Source organism: Nonomuraea sp. NPDC049646 (assembly GCF_044465525.1).
Taxonomy (GTDB): domain Bacteria; phylum Actinomycetota; class Actinomycetes; order Streptosporangiales; family Streptosporangiaceae; genus Nonomuraea.
The window spans coordinates 138,304-160,225 of record NZ_JBITLU010000008.1; the positions used below are offsets into that span (position 1 = coordinate 138,304).

Sequence of the window (21,922 nt, forward strand, 5' to 3'; positions counted from 1 at the left end):
GCCGAACAGCAGAGTGAGAGTCGCGAGAGCGCCCTGGAGCGCGAACCTGAGGGCCCTCATGACCCCGGGGAGGACCTACCCCCTGATCGCCTGCGCGTCGATCGTGTTCTCGGTGGTCGCGATCCTGGTCGGCCACTTCGGGCCCGACCCCTACCTCGACCCCATGAACGTGACCATCAGCGAGTACGCCGTGACCGACCGCGGGGGCGTCACGGAGATCGCGATGGCGGTGCTCGGGATCGGGTCGCTGGCGTTGCTGGCCGCGCTGAGGAGGATGGGGGCGCCGATCCGGGGGCTGCCGGAGAAGCTGCTCATGCTGTGGTCGGCGGCGCTGGTCGTGGTGGCGGTCATCCCGACCGTCCCCCTCGGTCTCGATCTCGATCTCGCGGCCCAGGTGCACCGGTACGTCTCGATCGCGGCGTTCGTGAGCCTGCCGGCCGCCGGGGCCCTGCTGGTGCCCAGGCTGACCGCGGACGCCCTCTGGAAGCCCGTCGCGCGGGCCGTGGAGTGGGTGGCGCTGGCGGGCGGGTTCGGGCTGCTGGCGATCACGTACGTGGCCCTGCCGGGGGAGCGGGTCATGATCGGCCTGGTCGAGCGGCTGCTGCTGGGCGCCGAGGTGTCGTTGCTCGGCCTGCTGGCGGCCTGGGCGCTGTGGCTGACGTGGTCGCCGCTCCGCGCCTCGAAGCACCCAGTAGACGCAAATTTCCCGACATATCACAGATTTATCGCTAGTCGATCTTAATCTCGTCTGTTTCGATGCTATTCTCTCCCGCGATCTTCTATGCGGGAGCAGGTGTCATGGCATCGGGCAGATCCATCCGATTCAAGATCTCGACGCTGCTCGTCATCCCCTTGATCTCCCTGATCGCGCTCTGGGGCTTCGCCGCGAGCACGACCACGGGTGAGGCGCTGAACCTCTTCAAGGTCGACGCCATCTGGTCGGGAGTGATCAACAACGCCGACGGCCTGGTCTCCAACCTCCAGGTCGAACGCCTGGCCTCCGCCGAACGCCTCGCCGGCACGGCGACCGAGGCCGGAGCCCTGGCCAAGGCCCGCGCCAAGGTGGACGCCAGCAGGAAGAACCTGCGCGAGCAGGCCCTGTCGGAGGACGCCCAGTCGGCGATGACCGACGACATGAAGAAGCAGTTCCAGGTCGTGCTGGACACCGTGGACCGGCTCCCTGAGGTCAGGCGCAAGGTCGACGACCGCAGGCTCACCCCCGGCGCCCTGGTCACCGAGTACGCCAAGGTCTCCGACGAGGTCCACCTGCTGTACTCCAGGCTGACCGTCAGCACCGACCTCCAGCTGTCCCTCCAGGCCCACGGCCTGATCGCGGCCGACGAGGTGCGCGAGCTGCTCAGCCGCGAGAACGCCCTGGTCGTCGCCTCCAACGGCCGCCCCTCGATGCACGACGTGCACCTGCTGGCCGGCATCGACGGCACCCGCACGTTCCTGTTCCCGAAGGCGCTGGCCAACCTCGACACCGAGCTGCGGGCGCCGTTCGAGAAGCTGTTCTACTCCTCCAGGTACATCACCATGGAGAGCCTCCTGAGGAGCTTCGTGGCCGGCCAGCCGGCCGACATGGACCTGTGGCGCGGCATCGCCGACCAGGTGCTCAAGGAGTACAGCGAGGCCGTCTGGGACACCGGGGACAAGCTGCTGGGCCGGATGCAGCCGGCCGGCGTCGTCATCGTGGTCAGGGCCGCGATCGCGGGCGCGCTGGGGCTCATCGCGGTGGCCTTCTCGATCTTCATCTCCGTCCGGGTGGGCCGCCGGATCACCCGGGAGCTGGCCACCCTCCGCCGTACGGCGCTGGACCTGGCCGAGGTCAGGCTGCCGGACGTGGTGTCGAAGCTGCGTACCGGCGAACGGGTGGACATCGAGGCCGAGGCCCCGCCCATCAAGGTCGGTGACAACGCCACCAGCGAGGTCGCCGACCTCGCCGCGGCCTTCGACAGCGTGCAGAGCACCGCCGTGGACGCCGCCGTCGAGCAGGCCAGGCTGCGCGAGGGCGTGTCAGAGGCGCTGCGGAACCTGGCCAGGCGCAGCCAGTCGCTGCTCCAGCGCCAGCTCAGGATGCTGGACGAGATGCAGCGCCAGACCGAGGAGCCCGAGGCCCTGGAGCGCCTGTTCCGGCTCGACCACCTGACCACCCGCATGCGCCGCCACGCCGAGGGCCTGGTGCTGCTCTCGGGCGGCACGGCGGGCCGCAGGTGGCGCGGCGTCATCCCGGTCGAGGACGTGCTGAGCGGCGCCGCCGCCCAGGTCGAGGAGTACACCCGGGTCCGGGTCTACCCGATGCCCGAGTGCGGCGTGTCCGGCTCGGCCGTGGCCGACCTCATGCACCTGTTCGCCGAGCTGATCGAGAACGCGACGTCGTTCTCCTCGCCCGCCAACGAGGTCTCGGTGCGCGGCGAGATGGTCGGCAGGGGCTTCGCGGTCGAGATCGAGGACCGCGGCCTCGGCATGGACGAGGAGACCCGCAAGGCCATCAACGACCGCCTGGCCAGCCCGCCCGAGTTCGACCCCGCGCAGACCGAGCGACTGGGGTTCGCGGTGGTCGGCATGCTGGCCGCCCGGCACGGCATCAAGGTGACGCTGAAGCTGTCCCCGTACGGCGGCACGACCGCCATCGTGCTCGTGCCGGGATCGCTGGTCGAGCCCATGGCGACGCCGGTGCGGCCGATGGAGTTCGAGCCCGTGTCCGTCTCCGTCGTCCGGTCCGAGCGGCCGCTCGACGCGGGGGAGGCGACCGGGCCGGGCGAGCTGCCGCGCCGGGTGCGCACGAGCAAGCGCGCGGGGCCCGCGCCGGGCGAGGGGCAGGATCTGCCGCGCCGCGACCGGCCGACGGGCCTGCCGCAGCGGCAGCGGCTCCGGCAGGCGCCCTTGGCCGCGCCGACGCCACCGGCGCCCGTGACGCCCGTGGCCGACGAGCGTTCTCCTGAGGAGACCAGGGCGCTGCTCTCCTCACTCCAGTCCGGATGGCAGCGGGGGCGGCAGGAAAGCGACCAGGATGGGGGTTCCCGAGCGTGAGCGGCGAGCACGAGTGGGTTGACGAGGAGGCCGGGCCCGTCGTCCGGCCGTACGCCGTGGCGCGGGGGCGCACCAGGCCCTCGTCCCCGGCCCTCGATCTGCTGGCGACCGTCGTCTCGACGGGACGGCCCGCGCCGGCCAAGGCCGAGCTGAGCGGCCAGCACCGGCGGCTGATGAGCTGCCTGTCCGGTCACTCCAGGCCCGTCGCCGAGGTCGCCTCGGAGCTCGGGCTGCCCGTGGGCGTGATCCGGGTGCTGCTCGGCGACCTGCTGGAGTACGACCTGATCGACGTGCGCCCGCCGCGCGACAAGACCGCCACCCCGACGGAGAGCCTGCTCCGCGAGGTGATCAACGGGCTGCGCGCGCTCTAGCCCGGCGGCGGGCCGCGCGCGCCGGTTCGCGGCGGCGGGCCGCGCGTCCTAGTTGGCGGCGGTGAGCGTCCGCAGGGAGTGCTCGACCAGGGTGATCATCACTTCCTTGGCCGAGGCCCTGCGCCGCACGTCGCACAGCATCACGGGGACGTCGTCGTCGAGGTCGAGCGCGATGCGCACGTCGTCCACGCTGTGCTGGGACGCGCCGTCGAAGCAGTTGACGGCCACCACGAACGGCGTGCCGCGCTGCTCGAAGTAGTCCACCGACGGGAAGCAGTCGGTCAGCCGCCGGGTGTCGGCGATCACGACCGCGCCCAGCGCGCCGTAGGACAGCTCGTCCCACATGAACCAGAACCGTTCCTGGCCGGGGGTGCCGAACAGGTAGACGACCAGTCCGTCGCGGATCGTGATGCGGCCGAAGTCCATCGCCACGGTGGTGGTCGTCTTGGCCTCCACGCCGTCGAGGTCGTCGACCCCGATCCCGCGGTCGGAGAGCACCTCTTCCGTGCGCAGCGGTTTGATCTCGCTGATCGACCCGACCAGGGTGGTCTTGCCGACGCCGAACCCGCCCGCGATGAGGATCTTCAGCGCGACGGGGTCCTCAGAGAGCACGGAGTCCATTGATCACTTCCTTGAGAATGCGCTCATTCGAACGCGACCCCGTTGCCGAGGGCGACGTCACCGAGATGAGGCCGTGGTCACGCATGTCGCCGAGCAGCACCCGGACGACGCCTACGGGCAGGTCGAGCTCGACGGCCAGGTCGGCCACCGAGATCGGGCTCCGCGCCGCCCGCAGGATGAGCTGCTGTTCCGGACCGAGGTCGTCCGCCTGGTCGGCGAGCGCGCGCACGGACGCGACGAGGTCGAAGGCGTCTCCCGACGAGCGCGTCCGGCCTCGGATGAGGGCGAAGGGCCGGACGACTGGCCCGGCCTCCTCGTCGTACCAGCGGGGGGCGTCGGTCATGCCGTTCCCGCGCGCGGGTTGGTGGTGATGTGCTGGCCCACCCGCTTGACCAGCATCGCCATCTCGTACGCGATGTGCCCGACGTCGACGTTCGCCTCGGCGATCACGGCCAGGCAGGTGCCCTGGCCGGCCGCGGTGACGAACAGGAACGCGCTCTCCATCTCCACGATGGTCTGGCGCACGTCGCCGCCGCCGAAATGGCGCCCGGTGCCGCGGGCCAGGCTCTGGAAGCCGGCGGCCACGGCCGACAGGTGCTCGGCGTCCTCGCGGGTCAATCCCTTGGAGTACCCGACGGCCAGGCCGTCGGTGGAAAGGATGACCGCCTGGCGGACGGCGGCGACCCTGCCTGCCAGGTCGTCGAGCAGCCAGTTCAGCTCACCGGTGTTGGTGGTTTGCGCAGTCATGCGTCCCCCTTGCTCATGGGCTCCTCCTCGGAGGCTTCTTCTCGGGCACGTTGGGTTCCCCGCTGGAACGCGGAGAACAGATCGCGTACCTCGTCGGGAGAGCGTTCGGCCTGCGGCTCCGGCTCCGGCGGTTCTTCCTTGAGCTGCGGCGCCAGGTTCGCCTGGCGCACGCGCCTGGGCAGTCCGGCGTGGGTGCCCGAGGTGACCACCGCGAGGGCCTTCTTCGTACGGCTCGGCAGCTCCGCCGGCCGGCCGTCGTCGTCGCCGGCGGTCAGCGCGGCCTGGTCGGCGACCAGCGAGCGCGGCACGAGCACGATGGCCGCGGTGCCGCCGTAGGGCGAGCGGCGGAGCTGGACCTTGACGCCGTGGCGCTCGGCCAGCCTGGCCACCACGAACAGGCCCAGCCGGTCGCTGTCGGCCAGGTCGAACTCGGGCGGCGCGGCCAGCAGCTTGTTGATCGCGGCGTACTCGACGGCCGACAGGCCGAGCCCCTTGTCCTCGATCTCGACGGCGTAGCCGTTGCTGACCACGTCGCCGCGGATCTGGACCACGGTGTCCGGCGGTGAATAGATGGTGGCGTTCTCGATCAGCTCGGCCACGAGGTGCGTGAGGTCGGCCGCGGACCCGCCGTCGACCGCGCTGACCGGCATGGCCTCGACGTTGACCCGCGTGTAGTCCTCGACCTCGGCGACCGCGGCCCGGACGATGTCGATCACCGGCACCGGCCTGCGCCAGGCCCGCGCCGGGGGCGCGCCCGACAGGATCATCAGGCTCTCGGCGTGCCGCCGCATGCGGGTGGTCAGGTGGTCGAGGCGGAAGAGCTCCTCCAGCCGGTCGGGATCGTGCGTGCGGCGCTGCATGCCGTCGAGCAGCCCGAGCTGCCGGTGCAGCAGGCCCTGCTTGCGCCTGGCGAGGTTGAGGAAGACCTGTCCGACCCCGCGGCGCAGCGCGGCCTGGCCGACGGCCGCCGTCACCGCCGTGCGCTGCACGGACGCGAAGGCCCGGCCGACGTCGGTGATCTCCGCCGATCCGCTCACCCTGATGGCCCTGGCCTCCTTCCGCACGTCAACGTCCTCGCCCTTGCGCAGCCTGTCCACGACGTCGGGCAGGCGCACCTCCGCCAGCTCGATCGCGGCGGTACGCAGCCCGTACAGCTCGCCCGCCAGACGGCGACCGAAGCGTACAGAGATGATGATCGACGTGAGCACGGCTATCAACCCGAGGCCGCCCGCGACGGAGATCTCGACGACCGTGCCGGTCGCGGCCCGCGCGGTCCGGCCGGCCAGCGCCTTGGCCGCGGCGGCGCTGTCGCGGTCCAGTTCGGTGGTGAGCCGGTCCACCGCGCTCTTCCACGCCTCGGCGTCGGCGGGCGGCGAGCCGGTCTTGACGATCCTGGACTCCAGCGCGGAGAAGGTCAGGAACGGCTGGGACGCGAAAACCTGCTCGAACGGTCTGCGCAGCGGCACGTCGAGCCCGGCCAGCCCGCGGGCGTGCAGGAACTTCCTGGAGGCCGCGTACTCGGTGAAGGCGGCCCGCTCGGGCTCGGTCAGCCGCTTGTCCACCAGCGCGCCGACGATGAGGGCGTGCTCCCTGGCGATGTACTCCCGGGCGCTGCCCATGGCGTGCAGGGAGGTGGCCTGCTGGAAGACGGTCAGGTCGGAGACGGAGATCAGGTGGTCGTAGAGGGCGAAGACGGCGTCGAGCACCTGGTTGTAGGCGTCCACGCCGGCCAGGCGGGAGCTGATGCCGCCGTCGATGTCGGCGCGGATGGAGCCGAGCCGGTCGAGGTGGGCGGTGAGGGCGTCGAGCGGCATCCGCAGGTCGTCGCCGACCGCGTCGCCCGCCTCGGTGACGGCGTGCTCGAAGTCGGCCGCCGCCTTGTCCGTACGGGCCCGCTGCGCGCCCAGGACCTCGGTGAGTTCACGGGTGGTGAGCGCCTCGGCGGAGCGCACCCGCTCGGCCTGGAGCTGTACGCCCAGCTCGGTGGAGGTGACCCCGAGGGTTTCGTAGAGCGTGTCGGCCCGGAGGAGTGACTGTGCGTCGCCCATGGTCAGGTTGAGGACGAAACCCCACAGCGCGCTGAGAGACAGGAGGGGTAGCAGCAGCAATAAAAAGATCTTGAACCGAATTGACCGGTTTCGCGAGCCCATGTCCCAACCTCGAGTCGGGGGCATTTCCACACCTTGTGTAAATACACCTCCGGAAGATCGCACAGGAGACTAGCATCGTTTATGGTTCCGGCGCAGTGGGAGGAACAGGATGATTACCGTGATTATTGGGGCATGATCTCGGTCTCCCGGCGGGCCGCGCGCAGCACCCGCCAGAGCCACCCCAGCGCGACCAGCGAGATCACGATGAGTCCGGCCCAGTTCACCAGCGTGTACACGTGCACCTGCCCTTCGGTCACGTTCGGCACCCGGCCGATCCGCAGCAGCTCGAACTGCCACGACCGCCCGGTCAGGACCAGCGTGATCGCGATGGCGATGGCGCTCATCGAGTCCCACAGCGCGTGCAGCAGCGAGACACCGAGGTAGCACCACACGACGTGCCCGGTGAGGCGTCCGTGGGCGGCGAACAGCACGCCGCCGAGTATCGCGGTCCACAGGCCGTGGCCCACCGGCGCCAGGATGCCGCGCAGGATCTCGGTCTCGACGAGCTGCGCCAGCGACAGGCCGTCGGCGGTGAACAGGGCGTTGAAGGCGTAGCCGGAGCTCTCGAAGGCGGCGAAGCCGAAGCCGACCGTCGCGCCGAGCACCACGCCGTCCCTGGACGAGCGCCGGACCGCGTGCCGGGTGACGTACATCAGCGCGGCCAGCTTCACGCCCTCCTCGATCAGGCCGACCAGCGCGTACATGAGGAGCGAGGGCCGGATCAGCCAGCTCTCCAGCAGCGACGCGCCGAGCACCCCCAGCACGCCGCCCACCACGAACGCCCGGAACTGCAGCTCGACCGTGACCACCGGCGAGCGGTCGCGCCCGTGCGCCCACACCACGAACGTCACCGGGATCAGGAAGCTGCCGAACAGCACGACGGTCGGCACCAGGTTGGAGTTGGCCGTCCAGGCCGTGACGGCGACCGTGGCCAGCCACAGGACCAGCCCGCCGAGGAAGACCCGCAGCCAGGGCCTCATGCGGTGAGCTCGCGCACGGCCCGGTGCGCGGCCACCACGGCCGCGTCGCCGCCGGCCGCCGGTTCGGTGTCCGACCCGGCGATGGCGATGCGGCCGAACCTCCTGCGGGCGACGTCGGCGGGGAAGGGGCCGTCGGGGTAGAAGGGGTGCCAGGGCCTGCAGTACGCCACCGGCAGCCCGTGCCCCCAGCGGTGGACGGTGACCGCCTCGACGCCGGCCCGGGGGCCCAGCAGCCGGGCCACCTGGTCGCGCACGCCGTCCGCCAGCCGGTCGTACGGCGTCGCCATCATCTCCCGCCGGCCCGCCGCCGCCCCCGCCACGGGCCCCAGCTCCGACCGGCACGGCGTGGCCAGCAGGCGCAACCCCTCGGGCGCGGGCTCGCTCAGGCACCAGAACGCGCCCGTCCAGCGGGTGCGCCCGATCCGCGCCCGGCCCCCGCGCAGCCGCACATCGGCCTCCAGGACCGGCAGCCGGGCCGCCTGGCGCAGCGCCCGCCGCTGCTGCTCGGGCAGGTCGGGCACCAGGTCCGGCACGACCGCGCTCCAGCAGGCCATGATCACCGACTCCGCGCCGACCCTCCTGACCCGATGCCCGTCGAAGTACGCGACCACCACGGACGCGTCCCCGTGCCGCACCGAGACCACCGGGCTGGACGGCCGCAGCACCGCCCGCGCGGCCCCGGGCGGGCCAGCGGTCGCGGGCCCGGCCGCCGAGGCGTAGCGCGAGGGCTTGTCGAGGCCCAGGCCGCCGAACCCCGGGTAGCCCGCGGCCCAGGCGTCCACCGCGCCGAGCGCCCGGCCGTCGTAGGCCCGTTCGGCGCACGGCAGCGTCCGGCAGAAGCGTTCCGCGTCGGGATGCACGCCGCAGACCTCCAGCAGGAACCCGGAGTAGGTCAGCCCGGCCAGGCGCTCCTGCTTGTCCTCCTGCGACAGCCCGGGGAACCAGTCGGGCGGGTCGTCGCGCAGCATGCGCAGGTCATCGACGGCCCGCGCGGCGAGCGGCAGCCCCTCCAGCCGGCCGGCCGTGACCAGCGTGTCGGCGCCGAAGCTCTCCCTGTCGCACATCACGCGTACGGCCTGGCCCGCGCCGAACCCCGCCGGGCCGCCGTGCTCGCCGGGGTCGCGGTTGTCCAGCACGAGCACGCGGGCCCTCGGCTCCCGGCGCAGCCACTCCGCCGCCGCGCTGAGGCCGCTGCGACCGCCGCCCACCACCACGAGGTCGTAGCTCTCGCCGGTGGGCTCGGGCGGGCCCGCGTGCCGCCAGAAGCGGCCGTCGCGCAGCGCGTGCGGCACGGCGACCGCCTGCGCGGTGTCCCCGCGCAGCCCTCCGGCCGGTTCCGCGGCATTGACAACGGCCTTCGCCGCCGAGCAGCCCAGAGCGCTCACCGCAATCCCGTCGAACAAGTCACGGCGGGAAATGGGCACATCCATCCCGAGGTCGCGCGGATTCCTGCTCATGAGGGCGATCATCAGCACTTGCGCCAAAAGCCCCACAGGGGCGCGCAGCGGTTCGAGAAACATTTTGCGTGGCCTATTACCGCGAATGCCCGTTTGGAGTAGCGTCCGGAATGCATGCGAGCGGGGGGAGCAGGGTGGTCGGCAAGCAGGGCAGGGTCACCGGAAGGATCGGCCCAGGGCTCGTCGGCGAGGTCATGATCCCGGTCAGGGGCGGGGTGGAGGCCTTCTACGCCCACCCCAGCGTGCCCGACGAGGAGTTCGGCCTCGGAACCATCGTGGTCGTGGTGGACTACTTCCCCCCGCGGACGGTTTACGTGGCCAGAGCACTCGTCTAGGGAGGGCCGGATGTCCCCCGAGGTCTTCATCGTCGCCGGAGCCGCGGTCGTCGCGGTCGTCATCGTGATTCTGCTGTTCAAAGCCGTCTGGCGGGTCGCCGAGCCCAACGAGGCGCTGATCATCTCCGGCCTGGGGGCGCGCCGCCGGGGCGAGGGCGTCGACAGCCTGGGCTTCAAGATCATCACAGGCAAGGGCACGGCCGTGCTGCCCGGCTTCCAGGCCGCCCGGCGGCTGCGCCTGGACACCAGGGCGGCCAATCTCCAGGTCTCCTGCGTCACCCAGCAGGGCATCCCCGTGCACATCCGCGGCGTGGTCATCTACAAGGTCGGCGACGACCTGTCCTCGATCGCCAACGCCGCCCGCCGCTTCCTCGACCAGCAGGACTTCATGACCAGCGCGATCCACGAGCTGTTCACCGGGCACCTGCGCTCGATCATCGGCAACCTCACCATCGAGGACCTGATACTCAACCGCGAGCGCCTGACCAGCGAGACCAGGGCCTCGGCGGCCGACGAGATGAGCAAGCTCGGGCTGATCGTCGACTCGCTGCAGATCCAGGAGATCGACGACGAGACCGGCTACATCGCCAACCTCGGCAAGCCGCACGCCGCCAGGATCGCCGCCGTCGCCCGCATCGCCCAGGCCCAGCGCGACCAGGAGGCCACGGAGGCCGAGCAGATCGCCGAGGCCAACAAGGCCGCCGCCCAGCGCGACGCGCAGATCAAGCGGGCCGCCTACCAGGCCGAGATCGACCGGGCGCAGGCCACGGCCCGGCAGGCGGGGCCGCTGTCGGAGGCCAGCGCCCGGCAGGAGGTCGTCGTCCAGGAGACCAGGGCGGCCGAGCTGGAGGCCCAGCTCGCCGAGCAGCGGCTCCAGTCGCAGGTGCGCAAGCCCGCCGACGCCAAGGCGTACGAGACCGTCACGCTCGCGCAGGCCGACCGGGACGCCCGCATCGCCCAGGCCTAGGCCGAGGCCGAGGAGACCGAGCTGCGCGCCGGGGCCCAGGCGAGCCAGGTCAAGCTGGCCGCCGCCGCCGAGGCCGAGTCCGTACGGCTGCGCGGTGAGGCGGCCGGCGCGGCCACCAAGATCGCGGGTGAGGCGGAGGCCCAGGCCGCCCAGGCGCGCGGGCTGGCCGAGGCGCAGGCGGCCAGGGCGCTGGGCCTGGCCGAGGCCGAGGCGATCAGGGCGCGGGCCGAGGCGCTGAAGGAGAACCAGGAGGCGGTCATCGCCCAGCAGCTCGCCGAGCGCTGGCCGGAGGTCGTCGAGGCGGGCGCGAAGGCGTTCGGGAACGTGGACCACATGGTGGTGCTGAACGGCGCCCAGGGCGTGGAGGAGCTGCTGGCCAAGGCGCTCACGCTCGGCGGCACCGGGATCGGCCTGGCCAGGGCGCTGCTCGACGGCGGGAGCCGGAACGGCGCCGAACCTGAAGTCCTGCGCGAACCCAAAACCTCTCGCGAACCTCAAATTCCTCGTGAACCCGCCGAATTCCGTGAATAGCGACGTTACTCGGCTCCTTACTAGGCCCTTCCTCTAGCGTTTTCGAAAAAGCCGCTAGAGCAAGGGGAGAATTCGTGCTTAAGGCTATTTCGGGGGTATGTCTGAGCATGATGGTCGTCGCCGGATGTTCCGCCGGCGAGGCCGGTGATCAGGCCGCCGGGTCGGCGCAGCCCGCCGCGTCCTCCTCCGCGGTGGAGGCGGCCCGGCTGCGCGCCGCCCTGCTGCCCGTGCCCAAGGGCATGCGCATCGCGTACGGGCCGGAGATGGGGGCGTTCGGCTCGCTCAAGTCCACCCAGGAGGGGCTGGCCGCCATCCAGCAGGCCAAGCTGGAACGTCCGGAGTGCGCCGGGGCCGCCCAGCTCGACGCGGCCAAGCCGGAGGTCGCTCAGGCGCCCGCCGCCGTCATCGCCTTCTCCGCCGCGCGCGGCTCGATCACGCAGGCCGTCGTGTCGATGCCGTCGGCGGCCATGCCCGCGCCGCTGCCGCCGCAGTGCGCCCTGTACAAGGCCACCGTCGAGGGCGCGGACGTGACCTACCGCACCGCCACGCTGGCCATGCCGGCCAGGGGCGACGAGTCGCGGGCCTACCTGACGACGGCCTCCGGCGGCGACAAGCGGGCCCAGATCGGGTCGGTCGTGATCAGGCGGGCCCACCTGATCATGAGCATGCTCGTCGTCGGCGAGAAGGTGAAGGCGGCCGGCCTGTACGAGCTGGCCCGCCTGGCCGACCAGAACCTGGCCCGCGTCACCCGCTGAGGCTCAGATGAGCACGTGGTCGTCCGGGCGGCCGACGAAGGAGAACTGCGCGTTGCGGGTCAGCTTGATGTGGTCGGCCTGCCAGGTGTGCATCGAGGCGTCGGCGCTGCGCCAGTAGACGAAGTTGAACCGGTCGGCCGAGTAGATCTTGACGGAGTCCTCCTTCAGCCGGCGTACCAGCTGGGTGTCCTCCCCCCGCGTGATGTCGGCGAAGCCGTACGAGCGGAACATGTCCGCCTTGCCGAGGAACGTGCCGCCCTGGACGAGGAAGGAGTACCGGTGCTCCAGGCCGGGCAGCCGGAGCATGGTGGTGTTGCTGCCCTCGAAGTACGCGTAGTGCGCCCCCTTGCCGACCAGCTCGGCGTCGGAGTAGTCGAACGCGCGCACCAGGTCCGACAGGTAGTGCTCGCCGTAGAGGTTGTCGTCGTCCATCTTGGCGATCAGGTCGCCCTCGGCGGCGGCGATGCCCAGGTTCATGCAGGCGCCGAGCGTCAGCTCCGGGGCGGCGGGCAGGACGACGACGTCCGTGATGCCGGCCATCCGCGCCTTGTCGGCGACCACCACCGGGTCGATGTCCAGCCCGTGCAGGACCATGACGAGCTGCAGCGGCCGGTGGAGCTGCCGGGCCACCGACGAGATCGCGTGCTCGATCTGCGCGGCCCGGTTGGTCGGCAGCACGACCGAGATCGAGCGGGACCGGGGCGCGGTGGCGTGGCCGAGGTTCTGCAGGATCTGGTCCACGCGGTGCGAGAACAGGTGCTTGTCGAAGACCTCCCGCATCGCCAGGTGGCCCATCCTGGCCCGCAGCTCGGGGCTGTTGATCAGGTGCAGCACCTGGTTGTACGACTCGACCGGCTCGCGCGCGATCGGCACCAGCCCGCCGAACGTCTCCTCGATGGCCCGCGACCAGCCCGACACCACCGGGGTCGCGCACGCCGACAGCTCGAAGACGCGGCGGGCGCACATGGTCGGCGAGTCGAGCACCGAGTTGACGTTGAGGAAGACCTTGTACATCCGGTACGCGGCCAGCATCTGGTCGTAGGGCAGCTCGCCCACGATGTGCGGACGGTACTTCTCCGGCCAGGCGTACTTCTCGTCCACCTCGCCGTTGCGGGCGAAGATGTGCAGGCCCAGCTCGCGCACCGGGTCGAGGACGACCTCCATCTGCTCGCGGCGCTCGGGGTGCTTGTCGCGGAAGTACATGCCGGCGAACACCACGTCGTGCAGCCGGCCCTGCTTCTGCTGGATCGGGTTGTGCACCCGCGGCTGGGCGGCGAACTGCAGCACGTCTACCCGGTCGTGGCCGAGCACCTCGCGGTACTTCGGCACCATGTCGCCGTCGCAGGTGAACACGTGGTCGAACAGCTTGGCCGTGTCGATGAAGAAGTCGAAGTTCGGCGGGTCCTCCTTGTTCCAGAAGACCGTGGGGATGCCCTCGGCGCGGCACCAGGCGACCAGGTCGCGCAGCGGCTCCTTGGGGGCGTTCGTGCCGGTCATCTGGTAGCGCCAGCGGCCCTGGTTGCCGTGCCAGGCCGACTCGCAGAACAGCAGGTCGGGGCGCTTGTCGGCGAAGATCTCCGGCCAGTCCTTGAGGCCGAACTCGATCTGGTCCCACTCGTACCTGAAGGCCATCCTGGAGAAGTCGTCCAGGATGACCGCCACCTTGAGGTCGGGCCGGTTGACCGGGCCGAGCGGCCACTTCGCCGCCGGCACCTCGACCAGCGGGGGCCGGTGGTTGGCGAGCTCGACCGCCTCGGTGACCGGCATGGGCGGCTTGGGCGCCTTGTCCTTCGACCTGACCGCCTCGACGATCCGCCCCGGGCTCTTCGAGCCCAGGGCCTCACCCAGCTTGAACGTGCGCTTGGCCTGGGTGGCCTCCAGCTTCCAGCCCGCGTACGCGGCCTTGGCCTCGGCGATCTCCAGCCGCCGCCGCAGCTCCCTGACCTCTGCCTCGTACCGCTCGACGAGCTTGCGCTCCTCGGGCAGCCAGTTGACGGGTCCCAGTCGCTGGAACGCGGGGGGCTCAGGGGTTTCGGCCATGGTGATACGCCTATCGCTCAGCGGAGGTATGTCATAGTACGGCGGATTCAGCCGCTATTCGGGGCGTTTGGCCTGGGAAGCGGGGGCCAGGTTGTCGCCCTTCAGCCACGCCGCGATCACCGTCGCGATGCGCGGACCCGCCTTGCCGTCCCACAGCACCGGCAGCTCGCCGGCCGGCGTGGCGGCGCCGTCGGCGAGCGCCTTCTCCGCCGCGGCGGGCAGCAGCGCGGGCGTGACCAGGCGGTTCGTGCCGTGCGTGATCGTGATCGGCCGCTCGGTGTTGGGCCGCAGCGTCAGGCAGGGGACGCCCAGCATGGTCGTCTCCTCCTGCACGCCGCCGGAGTCGGTGACGACCAGCGCCGCGCCCCGGACGAGTGAGAGGAAGTCCACATAACCCAGCGGCTCGATGACCTTGATCGTGTCGCCGTCCACCAGGCCCGCCTCGGCCAGCCGCGCCTTGCCGCGCGGGTGCACCGGCACCACGACCGGCGTCCGCCGCGACACCTCCAGCACCGCCTCGACCAGCTCCCTGGCGGCCTCGGCGGTGTCCACGTTGGCCGGGCGGTGCAGGGTCGCCACGGCGTAGCGGGCCGGCAGGCCGAGCCGCGCCACCACCGGCGCCGGGTCCAGCGAGGGCAGCGCGGCGAACAGGCTGTCGATCATCGGGTTGCCCACCAGGTGCACCTTTGCGGGCGGCACGCCCTCCGAGGCCAGATAGGCGAGGGCCTCGGGCGAGGTGACGAACAGCAGGTCGGCCAGCGCGTCGGTGACGACCCGGTTGACCTCCTCGGGCATGCCCCGGTCGAACGAGCGCAGCCCGGCCTCGACGTGCGCCGTCCTGATGCCGAGCTTGGCGGCGACCAGGATCGCGGCCAGCGTCGAGTTCACGTCGCCGTAGACCACGACGAGGTCGGGCTCCTGGGCGACGAAGACGTCCTCCAGGCCCACGAGCAGGGCCGCGGTCTGCCTGGCGTGCGTGCCGGAGCCCACCGCCAGGTTGGCCACCGGCTCGGGCAGGCCGAGGTCGGCGAAGAAGACGTCCGACATCAGCGCGTCGTAGTGCTGACCGGTGTGGATGATGCCCTGCCGCACGCCGAGTTCACCGAGTGCACGCACCACCGGGGCCGCTTTCACGAAATTGGGACGAGCACCCAAAACGTGCAGGACCAGGGGGTTCTCCCTCATTGACCTCGCCTTTCATAGCGGAAGGGAAAAAACGCTGCCTATGGTACGGTCCCAGCGTGGCATCCGACGCCAGTCGTCAAGACTCCTCCAAGGTTTCCGCGAAGTCCGCCCGGGCCGGCGTCGGGGGACTTCTCAAAGGCTTCGTCCAGCACCCCGTCATCGTCTCCCGCGTCGTCGTGACCAAGGTCAAGTCCGACCCCGTCCGCGTGGCGCAGGCCGCCGCCGACGCGCTCCCGCCCAAGCTGCGCCCGCTCGTCGGCAGCGTGGCATGGCCCGCCGCCCGCCGCGCCCGCCGCATGGTGCGCAAGATCGGCATGCGCGTGATCAAGGCGCCGTGGAACGAGGCGAAGGCCCACTGGGACGCCGGGCGGGTCTCGCAGGCCGCCGAAGTGCTCGACGCGCACACCAAATACCCCTTCGTCAAGCGCCGGGCCGCCTACTACCGCGGTGAGCTGGCCGCCATCAGCCCCGACCCGATCCCGCCGGCGCCGAAGGTCGCCATCGCCGGGCGCGTCGAGGGCCGCGTGCTGCACCTGGTCACCAACGCGCTGCCGTACACGCAGGCCGGTTACACCGTGCGCACCCACAGGATCGTCACCTCCCAGAAGGCGGCCGGGCTCGACCCGCACGTCGTGACGAGCTGGGGCTGGCCCATGCTCCAGGGGCACGCCGACGCGCCCGCCCAGGAGGAGATCGACGGCATCCCCTACTACCGCATGCTGCCCGACGGGCACGGCGAGGTGCCGTTCGAGATGCGCGGGCGCATGGTCAAGGGCGCCGAGGGCGTCACCCGGCTGGTCGAGCAGCTGCGCCCGCAGATCCTGCACGCCGCCACCGACCACCGCAACGGCTCGGTCGCCCACGCCGTGCGCGACCGGACGGGCACCCCGTTCGTCTACGAGGTGCGCGGCTTCCTGGAGGAGACGTGGGCCTCCCGCGACCCGATCCGGGTCGGCAGCCAGCGGCACGTGCTCCAGCGCGAGCGCGAGGCGTTCCTCATGCGGGAGGCCGACGCGGTCGTCACGCTGGCCGAGACGATGGCCACCGAGATCGTCGAGCGCGGCGTGCCCAGGGAACGCATCCACCTGGCGCCCAACGCCGTCGACGACACCCTGCTGTCGGCCCACTACGACGGCGCCTCGTTCCGCGAGGCGTACGGCATCGCCCCCGGCGAGATCGTGGTCGGCTCGGTGTCCAGCATCGTGGCCTACGAGGGCTTCGCGACCCTGCTGCGCGCCGCCGCGCTGCTGCGCGACGACCGCACGCCGGTGCGGGTGCTCATCGTGGGCGACGGCGCCGAGCGGGAGAACCTGCTCGCCCTGGTCGAGGAGCTGGGGCTGCGCGACGCCGTCCTGCCCGGCCGGGTCGGCCCCGACGAGGCGCTGCAGGCCCAGGACGCCATCGACATCTTCGCCTGCCCGCGTGAGGACCTGCGGGTCTGCCGGCTCGTCACGCCGTTGAAGCCGGTCGAGGCGATGGCGCTCGGCAAGCCGGTGGTGCTCAGCGATCTGCCCGCGCTCTCCGAGCTCGTCGGCTCCGACGGGGCCGGCCTGCTGGTGCCTCCCGGCGACCCTGCCGAGCTGGCCAAGGCGATCGCCGGCCTGCGCGAGGACCCGGCCAGGCGGTCGGAGATGGGTGAGGCCGGACGCGCCGAAGTCGCCGCGAAGCGGACCTGGAGCCGCGTTGCCGAGACTTATCAAGCTCTATACCGATCGCTTGCCGAAAGATGACCTCCACGTTGCCTGTACGTTGTGACGGGTTCGGTCGCATTAGGCGTGAGCTAGGTGGACTTGAGATAACCTTTGCGACCATGAAGTGTTGTTTCCGGCTCTCGAAGGCACTGCTGTGACAGAAATCGACTTGGCTGTCATCGGCCTGGGCTACGTCGGTATGCCGCTTGCGAAGGAAGCGGTTGCCGCCGGGCTGCGGGTCGTCGGCGTGGACGTCGACCCCCGGAAGGTCGACGCGCTCAACGCCGGGCAGTCCTACATCGATGACCTGACCGACGCTGACCTCGATCACATGCTGGCGAACGGATTCAGCGCGACGCTGGACGAGTCCGTGCTGGCCAGAAGCAACACGATCGTCATCTGCGTTCCCACCCCGCTGGACGAGGACCACCGTCCCGACCTGTCAGCGGTCGAGGGCGCGACCAAGGCCGTCGCCCGCAACCTCAGCAAGGGCACGCTCGTCGTGCTCGAATCCACCACCTGGCCCGGCACCACCGACGAGGTGGCCCGCCCGCTGCTGGAGCAGTCGGGCCTGGCCGCCGGCGTGGACTTCCACCTGGCCTTCTCGCCCGAGCGCATCGACCCGGGCAACCCGAAGTTCGGGCTCAAGAACACCCCGAAGGTCGTGGGCGGCTACACGCCGGTCTGCCGCGACCGGGCGACGGCGTTCTACAAGCAGTTCATCGAGCAGGTGGTGCCGGTCAGCGGCACCCGCGAGGCCGAGATGGCCAAGCTGCTGGAGAACACCTACCGGCACGTCAACATCGCCCTCGTCAACGAGATGGCGATCTTCTGCGACGAGCTCGGCATCAACCTGTGGGAGTCGATCGAGGCCGCGGCCACCAAGCCGTTCGGCTTCCAGAAGTTCCTGCCGGGGCCGGGCGTCGGCGGTCACTGCATCCCCGTGGACCCCTCGTACCTGTCCTACACCGTGCGCAAGCTCGGGTACCCGTTCAGGTTCGTGGAGCTGGCCCAGGAGATCAACGAGCGCATGCCGTCCTACGTGGTGGCGCGCGTCCAGCGACTGCTGAACCGGCACAAGAAGCCCGTGAACGGCGCCCGAGTGGTTATGCTCGGCGTCACGTACAAACCGGATATCGCCGACGAACGGGAAACTCCGGCTCTGCCTGTGGCGCGTGCGCTGCTGGAGCTGGGGGCCGACCTCTCGTTCGCCGATCCGTACGTCAAGGAGTGGTCGGTCGACGGCACTCCGGTGCCACGGGAAGAGGATCTGACCGAGGCCGTGGTCAACGCCGACGTGTCGCTGCTGCTTCAGCAGCACGCCGCGTTCGATCTGGCCATGGTCGAGGCGAAGGCCAAGCTCGTGCTGGACACCCGCGGTGTGCTCACCGAGGGTGAACGCGTCGAGCGGCTGTAGCGACGGAGGGCTGCGCGCAGTGCACGTGCTCGTCATGACGGTGGTGCATAACCCCGAGGACGCGAGAATTCTGCATCGGCAGATCCGTGCCCTCGTGGATGCCGGTCATGAGGTCACGTATGCCGCCTCCTTCTCGGCGCACGGGGTCGTACCGCGTCCATGGGTCAACGGCGTCGATCTTCCCAGGGCCGCCCAGCGCAAACGCGTGGCGGCCGTCTGGGCCGCCCGGCGGCTGTTCAAGCGCATGCGGAACAAGGTCGACCTGGTCCTGATCCACGACCCTGAGCTGCTGTTCGCGGTCTGGGGCGTGCGCAACCGGCCGCCGGTGGTCTGGGACGTCCACGAGGACACCCCGGCGACGTTGTCGCTCAAGCCGTGGCTGCCCTCGTTCCTGCGCCCGCCGGTGCGCTTCTTCGCCCGCATGCTGGAGGGCACGGCCGAGCGGCACATGCACCTGCTGCTGGCCGAGACCGCCTACGCGGGCCGGTTCAAGCACGCCCATCTGATCGTGCCGAACGAGACCTGGGTGCCGGACTCGGTGACGCCTCCTGGCGAGGACCGCGTGGTCTACCTCGGGTGGCTGTCGCGGGCGCGCGGGGTGTTCGAGGCCGTCGAGGTGGCCAAGCTGCTGCAGCCGTACCGGGTGACGGTGGAGCTGATCGGGTACGCCGATCCGCAGAGCCGTCCGATGCTCAACCAGGCCGTCGCCGACGGCCTGCTGGAGTGGCGTGACTTCATGCCCAACGACGAGGCGCTCAAGCGGCTCGACGGGGCGCTGGCCGGGCTGTCGCTGCTGCACGACGAGCCCAACTACCGGCACTCGATGCCCACCAAGATCGTGGAGTACATGGCGCACGGCATCCCGGTCATCACGACGCCGTCGCCGCGCGCGGTCGAGCTGGTGGAGCGGTACGACAGCGGCGTCGTCGTGCCCTGGGAGGACCCGAAGGCCGTCGCGCAGGCGGTGCTGACGCTGCGGGACGACGTGCGCGAGCGGCGGGCGCAGGGCGCTCGCGGGTACGCCGCGGCCCGGGCGAACCACCACTGGCCGAACTCGGCCAAGCGCTTCGTGACCCAGCTTGAGGCATGGGCCGGGATCACGCGATAGCGGTTTATCTCCGGCAGACCACGAGAGCGGTAGGTTCCTGAACGTGCGATGGCTCTTCCTGCTCGTGGGCGCAGCCGTCCTGGCGGTGGTCGCGGTGGCGATCATCCTCTTCCCGTCGTCGTCCGGGCGGCCGGTCGCGTCCTCGTCGAGCACGCCGAAGCCGTCCAGGACCGTCTCGACGCCGCCGCCGCCGAAGGTCAAGGAGTTCACCGACCCCTGTGGCACGTTCGACACCACGACCAAGAACTTCTACGCCGTCACCGGCTACTGGATCACGCCGAGGTCGAACCCGTGCACCTGGCGTCACCAGCTCCAGGAGATCCACCGCGCCGGCGGCGACACGATCATCAGGATCGGGTACGGCCTGCAGTTCCGCGGCGTCTCCGACGCCGGCGAGATCCTGTCGAAGGACGGGACGCTCGACCCGCTGTACAAGGCGTGCGAAGAGGACGGCCTGAGCTGCCACGACGCGGCCGAGCAGGACCTGCGCAAGGCCAACCCGGGCAACCGGATCGGCCGCACGTACGTCTACCGCACCGACGAGGCGTTCGGCGGCGGCCTGTTCCGCTGCCCCAAGATGGAACACGCCGTCAAGGCCGGCGACCGCATCTACTACCGCATGGTCGCCCCTCCGGACGGCTCCGACGACGCCACCTGCGACTTCACCAAGAAGGCCACGTCCTACGACCTGATCCTGGTGGCCGGCTCGGCCAAGGACAGCCTGAACGAGCTGCTCGACCTGGCCGACCAGTTCAGCATGCGGGTCTTCCCCGCGCTGCCGCTGGCCCCGCGCGACTCCGAGACGCCGACCAGGGCGAACAAGCGGCACATCGGCACTCTCACTACGCTGACCCGGCGCATCCTGCAGGACTACGGCGTGCGCTTCGCCGACCGGCAGGCCCTGGGCGGGGTCTACCAGCCGTTCGAGGTCCAGATGGGGGCCACGCTGGCCACCAACCCCACCCTTGAGGTGTACGCCGACCAGCACCGGATCGTGGAACAGGAACTGGGCAAGCCGATCCTGATCAGCCCGTACCTGGACGCGCGCAAGCGGGTCGGCTTCGGCCAGACGCCGGCGCAGGTGGCCGAGGCGTTCAAGGCGCTGGCCCGGACCGGCGTCGGCATCATCGCCCCGCAGGACAGCCGGGGGACCGGCAAGGTCGGCCTGTTCTGGCCGGACGAGCGCGACACCGAGGTGGACGACCGGCTGCGTCCGGTGGTGGGCGAGGCCACGTACGGCACCGCGTACCACGGCTCGACCCGCGACTACTACCGGGAGATGGCCAAGGCCCGCGACGAGATGCTCCAGGCCGGTCACGAGGTGGAGCTGTGGGCGAACGTGGAGGCGTTCGAGCCGTCCGGCAAGCAGCCGTGCGCCCCGCAGGGCACCCGCGGCCAGACGGACAAGAAGCGCCTCGACCAGGCCGTCACGATGGCCGGCCGGTACGTCCAGAAGATCGTCTCCTACATGTGGAGCGACTTCATGACCTGCGGCGACCCCTCGCTCCAGGACGAGATCGCCGGCGACTGGCAGCGCCCGATCGCCGTGGACGCCATCAGGCGGGCCCGCGACCCCCAGGACGGCGTCGAGGTGCGCGGCTACAACCTCGACGGCAGCACCGTGCTCGTCGAATGGTCCGGCGGCACCAAGGAACTGGTGGTCTCGGCCGTCGGCTGGCTGGACAAGGACCCGCTGGACGAGCACCCGGCCCGGATGGCGACGGCCTGGGTGCCGTTCGACTGGAACCAGGTGCCGCCCGGGGAATGGGTCAAGATAGGGATCAAGGGGGCGTCCGGCAAGGAGGCCACGACGCCGCTCCACGTACGCATATCCGCATAGGGCAGACGGGACTCCGTGTAACGTGCCGTCCATGGTCCCGAGCATCCCGGTCAGCGTCGACCTGGTCGTGCTCACCGTGCGCAACCACGCCCTGAGCGCCCTGGTGTGGCGGCGCGACAACCCGCCGTTCCTGCGCCGCTGGTCGCTGCCGGGCGGCTTCATCCAGCTCGACGAGGACCTGCCGGCCGCCGCCCACCGCGTGCTGGCCGAGCGGGCCGGGCTCCCGGGCGCCCCGGTGCACCTGGAGCAGCTCCAGACGTACGGATATCCCGACCGCGACCCGCGCCAGCGCGTGCTGAGCGTCGCCTACCTGGGCCTGGCCCCCGACCTGCCGGCCTCGGAGCAGGCGCACATGAGCTGGCAGCCCGTCGAGGCGCTCTCCGTCATGGCCTTCGACCACCGCCGCATCATGCTCGACGGCGTCGAGCGCGCCCGGGCCAAGCTGGAGTACACGTCCCTGGGGGCGGCCTTCTGCCCGCCCGAGTTCACCGTCGCCGATCTGCGCCGGGTGTACGAGATCGTCTGGGGGCGTCCCCTCGATCCCCGGAACTTCCACCGGAAGGTCACCAAGGCGGAGGGCTTCCTGGTGGAGACGGGCGCCACCACCACCCGGGACGGCGGCCGTCCCGCCAAGCTCTACCGCCGCGGCCCCGCCGAGCTCCTCCACCCGCCCATGCTCCAGGAGTGACCATCC

The 21,922-nt window shown here is 71.0% G+C and carries 20 protein-coding genes; 12 read left to right on the forward strand and 8 right to left on the reverse strand.

All coding sequences use genetic code 11. The features are described 5' to 3' along the window. Nucleotides 1–58: 58 nt before the first annotated feature. From ACIBQ8_RS24640 to ACIBQ8_RS24650, 3 genes are read left to right on the forward strand one after another with little or no spacing between them, the layout of a single operon-like run. Nucleotides 59–742: a DUF998 domain-containing protein gene (locus ACIBQ8_RS24640; protein ID WP_397172658.1), complete on the forward strand. Its 684-nt coding sequence runs from the start codon at nucleotides 59–61 to the stop codon at nucleotides 740–742. Between the two features lie 56 nt (nucleotides 743–798). Beyond that, the gene (locus tag ACIBQ8_RS24645) at nucleotides 799–3,033 is read left to right on the forward strand and encodes a nitrate- and nitrite sensing domain-containing protein (protein WP_397172659.1); all 2,235 of its coding nucleotides are present in this window, start codon (nucleotides 799–801) and stop codon (nucleotides 3,031–3,033) included. Further along, entirely contained in the window at nucleotides 3,030–3,404 is a 375-nt protein-coding gene (locus ACIBQ8_RS24650; RefSeq protein ID WP_358290686.1) for a DUF742 domain-containing protein, read from the forward strand. The genes ACIBQ8_RS24645 and ACIBQ8_RS24650 overlap by 4 nt, the downstream gene beginning before the upstream one ends. Before the next feature lie 48 nt (nucleotides 3,405–3,452). Here the strand turns inward: ACIBQ8_RS24650 and ACIBQ8_RS24655 are convergent, their stop codons facing one another. The 6 genes from ACIBQ8_RS24655 to ACIBQ8_RS24680 all read right to left on the reverse strand — a co-directional run bounded on the left by ACIBQ8_RS24655 (nucleotide 3,453) and on the right by ACIBQ8_RS24680 (nucleotide 9,287). Then, a complete protein-coding gene (locus ACIBQ8_RS24655; RefSeq protein WP_352318064.1) occupies nucleotides 3,453–4,025 on the reverse strand; it encodes an ATP/GTP-binding protein in 573 nt (190 codons plus the stop codon). Then, a complete protein-coding gene (locus ACIBQ8_RS24660) occupies nucleotides 4,006–4,368 on the reverse strand; it encodes a DUF742 domain-containing protein (RefSeq protein ID WP_352357593.1) in 363 nt (120 codons plus the stop codon). Before ACIBQ8_RS24660 ends, ACIBQ8_RS24655 begins: the two co-directional genes overlap by 20 nt. Then, nucleotides 4,365–4,772, reverse strand: a complete 408-nt coding sequence (locus ACIBQ8_RS24665; protein ID WP_352318060.1) for a roadblock/LC7 domain-containing protein — start codon at nucleotides 4,770–4,772, stop codon at nucleotides 4,365–4,367. Before ACIBQ8_RS24665 ends, ACIBQ8_RS24660 begins: the two co-directional genes overlap by 4 nt. Continuing rightward, nucleotides 4,769–6,880, reverse strand: coding sequence for a nitrate- and nitrite sensing domain-containing protein (locus ACIBQ8_RS24670; RefSeq protein ID WP_397193060.1), 2,112 nt, complete (start codon nucleotides 6,878–6,880; stop codon nucleotides 4,769–4,771). The genes ACIBQ8_RS24665 and ACIBQ8_RS24670 overlap by 4 nt, the downstream gene beginning before the upstream one ends. A gap of 164 nt (nucleotides 6,881–7,044) precedes the next feature. Continuing rightward, complete coding sequence (locus ACIBQ8_RS24675; protein WP_397172662.1) at nucleotides 7,045–7,902, reverse strand: PrsW family intramembrane metalloprotease; 858 nt, start codon at nucleotides 7,900–7,902, stop codon at nucleotides 7,045–7,047. After that, nucleotides 7,899–9,287: a hypothetical protein gene (locus ACIBQ8_RS24680; protein WP_397193061.1), complete on the reverse strand. Its 1,389-nt coding sequence runs from the start codon at nucleotides 9,285–9,287 to the stop codon at nucleotides 7,899–7,901. Before ACIBQ8_RS24680 ends, ACIBQ8_RS24675 begins: the two co-directional genes overlap by 4 nt. A 206-nt stretch (nucleotides 9,288–9,493) precedes the next feature. On the opposite strand from ACIBQ8_RS24680, the gene ACIBQ8_RS24685 reads away from it, so the two are divergent. The 4 genes from ACIBQ8_RS24685 to ACIBQ8_RS24700 all read left to right on the forward strand — a co-directional run bounded on the left by ACIBQ8_RS24685 (nucleotide 9,494) and on the right by ACIBQ8_RS24700 (nucleotide 11,947). Then, the gene (locus ACIBQ8_RS24685; protein WP_397172665.1) at nucleotides 9,494–9,694 is read left to right on the forward strand and encodes a hypothetical protein; all 201 of its coding nucleotides are present in this window, start codon (nucleotides 9,494–9,496) and stop codon (nucleotides 9,692–9,694) included. A gap of 10 nt (nucleotides 9,695–9,704) precedes the next feature. Beyond that, complete coding sequence (locus ACIBQ8_RS24690; protein ID WP_397193062.1) at nucleotides 9,705–10,661, forward strand: SPFH domain-containing protein; 957 nt, start codon at nucleotides 9,705–9,707, stop codon at nucleotides 10,659–10,661. A 189-nt stretch (nucleotides 10,662–10,850) separates the two neighbouring features. Continuing rightward, complete coding sequence (locus ACIBQ8_RS24695) at nucleotides 10,851–11,192, forward strand: flotillin domain-containing protein (RefSeq protein WP_397193220.1); 342 nt, start codon at nucleotides 10,851–10,853, stop codon at nucleotides 11,190–11,192. 107 nt (nucleotides 11,193–11,299) lie between these two features. Continuing rightward, the gene (locus ACIBQ8_RS24700; RefSeq protein WP_397172667.1) at nucleotides 11,300–11,947 is read left to right on the forward strand and encodes a hypothetical protein; all 648 of its coding nucleotides are present in this window, start codon (nucleotides 11,300–11,302) and stop codon (nucleotides 11,945–11,947) included. Nucleotides 11,948–11,950: 3 nt separating this feature from the next. On the opposite strand, the gene ACIBQ8_RS24705 is transcribed toward ACIBQ8_RS24700, so the two are convergent. Then, a complete protein-coding gene (locus tag ACIBQ8_RS24705; RefSeq protein ID WP_397193063.1) occupies nucleotides 11,951–13,987 on the reverse strand; it encodes a glycosyltransferase in 2,037 nt (678 codons plus the stop codon). 54 nt (nucleotides 13,988–14,041) lie between these two features. Beyond that, on the reverse strand, nucleotides 14,042–15,172 hold the full coding sequence (gene wecB, locus ACIBQ8_RS24710; RefSeq protein ID WP_358290661.1) for a non-hydrolyzing UDP-N-acetylglucosamine 2-epimerase: 1,131 nt from the start codon (nucleotides 15,170–15,172) through the stop codon (nucleotides 14,042–14,044). 56 nt (nucleotides 15,173–15,228) lie between these two features. On the opposite strand from wecB, the gene ACIBQ8_RS24715 reads away from it, so the two are divergent. The 5 genes from ACIBQ8_RS24715 (at nucleotide 15,229) to ACIBQ8_RS24735 (ending at nucleotide 21,916) form a co-directional block, all read left to right on the forward strand. Continuing rightward, a complete protein-coding gene (locus ACIBQ8_RS24715) occupies nucleotides 15,229–16,902 on the forward strand; it encodes a glycosyltransferase family 4 protein (RefSeq protein ID WP_397172671.1) in 1,674 nt (557 codons plus the stop codon). Between the two features lie 115 nt (nucleotides 16,903–17,017). Beyond that, the gene (locus ACIBQ8_RS24720; protein WP_397172673.1) at nucleotides 17,018–18,280 is read left to right on the forward strand and encodes a nucleotide sugar dehydrogenase; all 1,263 of its coding nucleotides are present in this window, start codon (nucleotides 17,018–17,020) and stop codon (nucleotides 18,278–18,280) included. Nucleotides 18,281–18,299: 19 nt separating this feature from the next. Further along, nucleotides 18,300–19,388, forward strand: a complete 1,089-nt coding sequence (locus tag ACIBQ8_RS24725; RefSeq protein WP_397172674.1) for a glycosyltransferase — start codon at nucleotides 18,300–18,302, stop codon at nucleotides 19,386–19,388. Nucleotides 19,389–19,431: 43 nt separating this feature from the next. Next, a complete protein-coding gene (locus ACIBQ8_RS24730; protein ID WP_397193064.1) occupies nucleotides 19,432–21,228 on the forward strand; it encodes a DUF4434 domain-containing protein in 1,797 nt (598 codons plus the stop codon). Between the two features lie 31 nt (nucleotides 21,229–21,259). Continuing rightward, on the forward strand, nucleotides 21,260–21,916 hold the full coding sequence (locus ACIBQ8_RS24735; protein WP_397172678.1) for an NUDIX hydrolase: 657 nt from the start codon (nucleotides 21,260–21,262) through the stop codon (nucleotides 21,914–21,916). Nucleotides 21,917–21,922 lie beyond the last annotated feature (6 nt).

Bases quoted from the DNA above. Each gene is read 5' to 3' on its own strand.
- ACIBQ8_RS24655 (WP_352318064.1), bottom strand. From the start codon at position 4,025: ATGGACTCCGTGCTCTCTGAGGACCCCGTCGCGCTGAAGATCCTCATC.
- ACIBQ8_RS24660 (WP_352357593.1), bottom strand. From the start codon at position 4,368: ATGACCGACGCCCCCCGCTGGTACGACGAGGAGGCCGGGCCAGTCGTC.
- ACIBQ8_RS24645 (WP_397172659.1), top strand. From the start codon at position 799: ATGGCATCGGGCAGATCCATCCGATTCAAGATCTCGACGCTGCTCGTC.
- ACIBQ8_RS24705 (WP_397193063.1), bottom strand. From the start codon at position 13,987: ATGGCCGAAACCCCTGAGCCCCCCGCGTTCCAGCGACTGGGACCCGTC.
- ACIBQ8_RS24675 (WP_397172662.1), bottom strand. From the start codon at position 7,902: ATGAGGCCCTGGCTGCGGGTCTTCCTCGGCGGGCTGGTCCTGTGGCTG.
- ACIBQ8_RS24665 (WP_352318060.1), bottom strand. From the start codon at position 4,772: ATGACTGCGCAAACCACCAACACCGGTGAGCTGAACTGGCTGCTCGAC.
- ACIBQ8_RS24640 (WP_397172658.1), top strand. From the start codon at position 59: ATGACCCCGGGGAGGACCTACCCCCTGATCGCCTGCGCGTCGATCGTG.
- ACIBQ8_RS24700 (WP_397172667.1), top strand. From the start codon at position 11,300: ATGATGGTCGTCGCCGGATGTTCCGCCGGCGAGGCCGGTGATCAGGCC.
- wecB (WP_358290661.1), bottom strand. From the start codon at position 15,172: ATGAGGGAGAACCCCCTGGTCCTGCACGTTTTGGGTGCTCGTCCCAAT.
- ACIBQ8_RS24735 (WP_397172678.1), top strand. From the start codon at position 21,260: ATGGTCCCGAGCATCCCGGTCAGCGTCGACCTGGTCGTGCTCACCGTG.
- ACIBQ8_RS24690 (WP_397193062.1), top strand. From the start codon at position 9,705: ATGTCCCCCGAGGTCTTCATCGTCGCCGGAGCCGCGGTCGTCGCGGTC.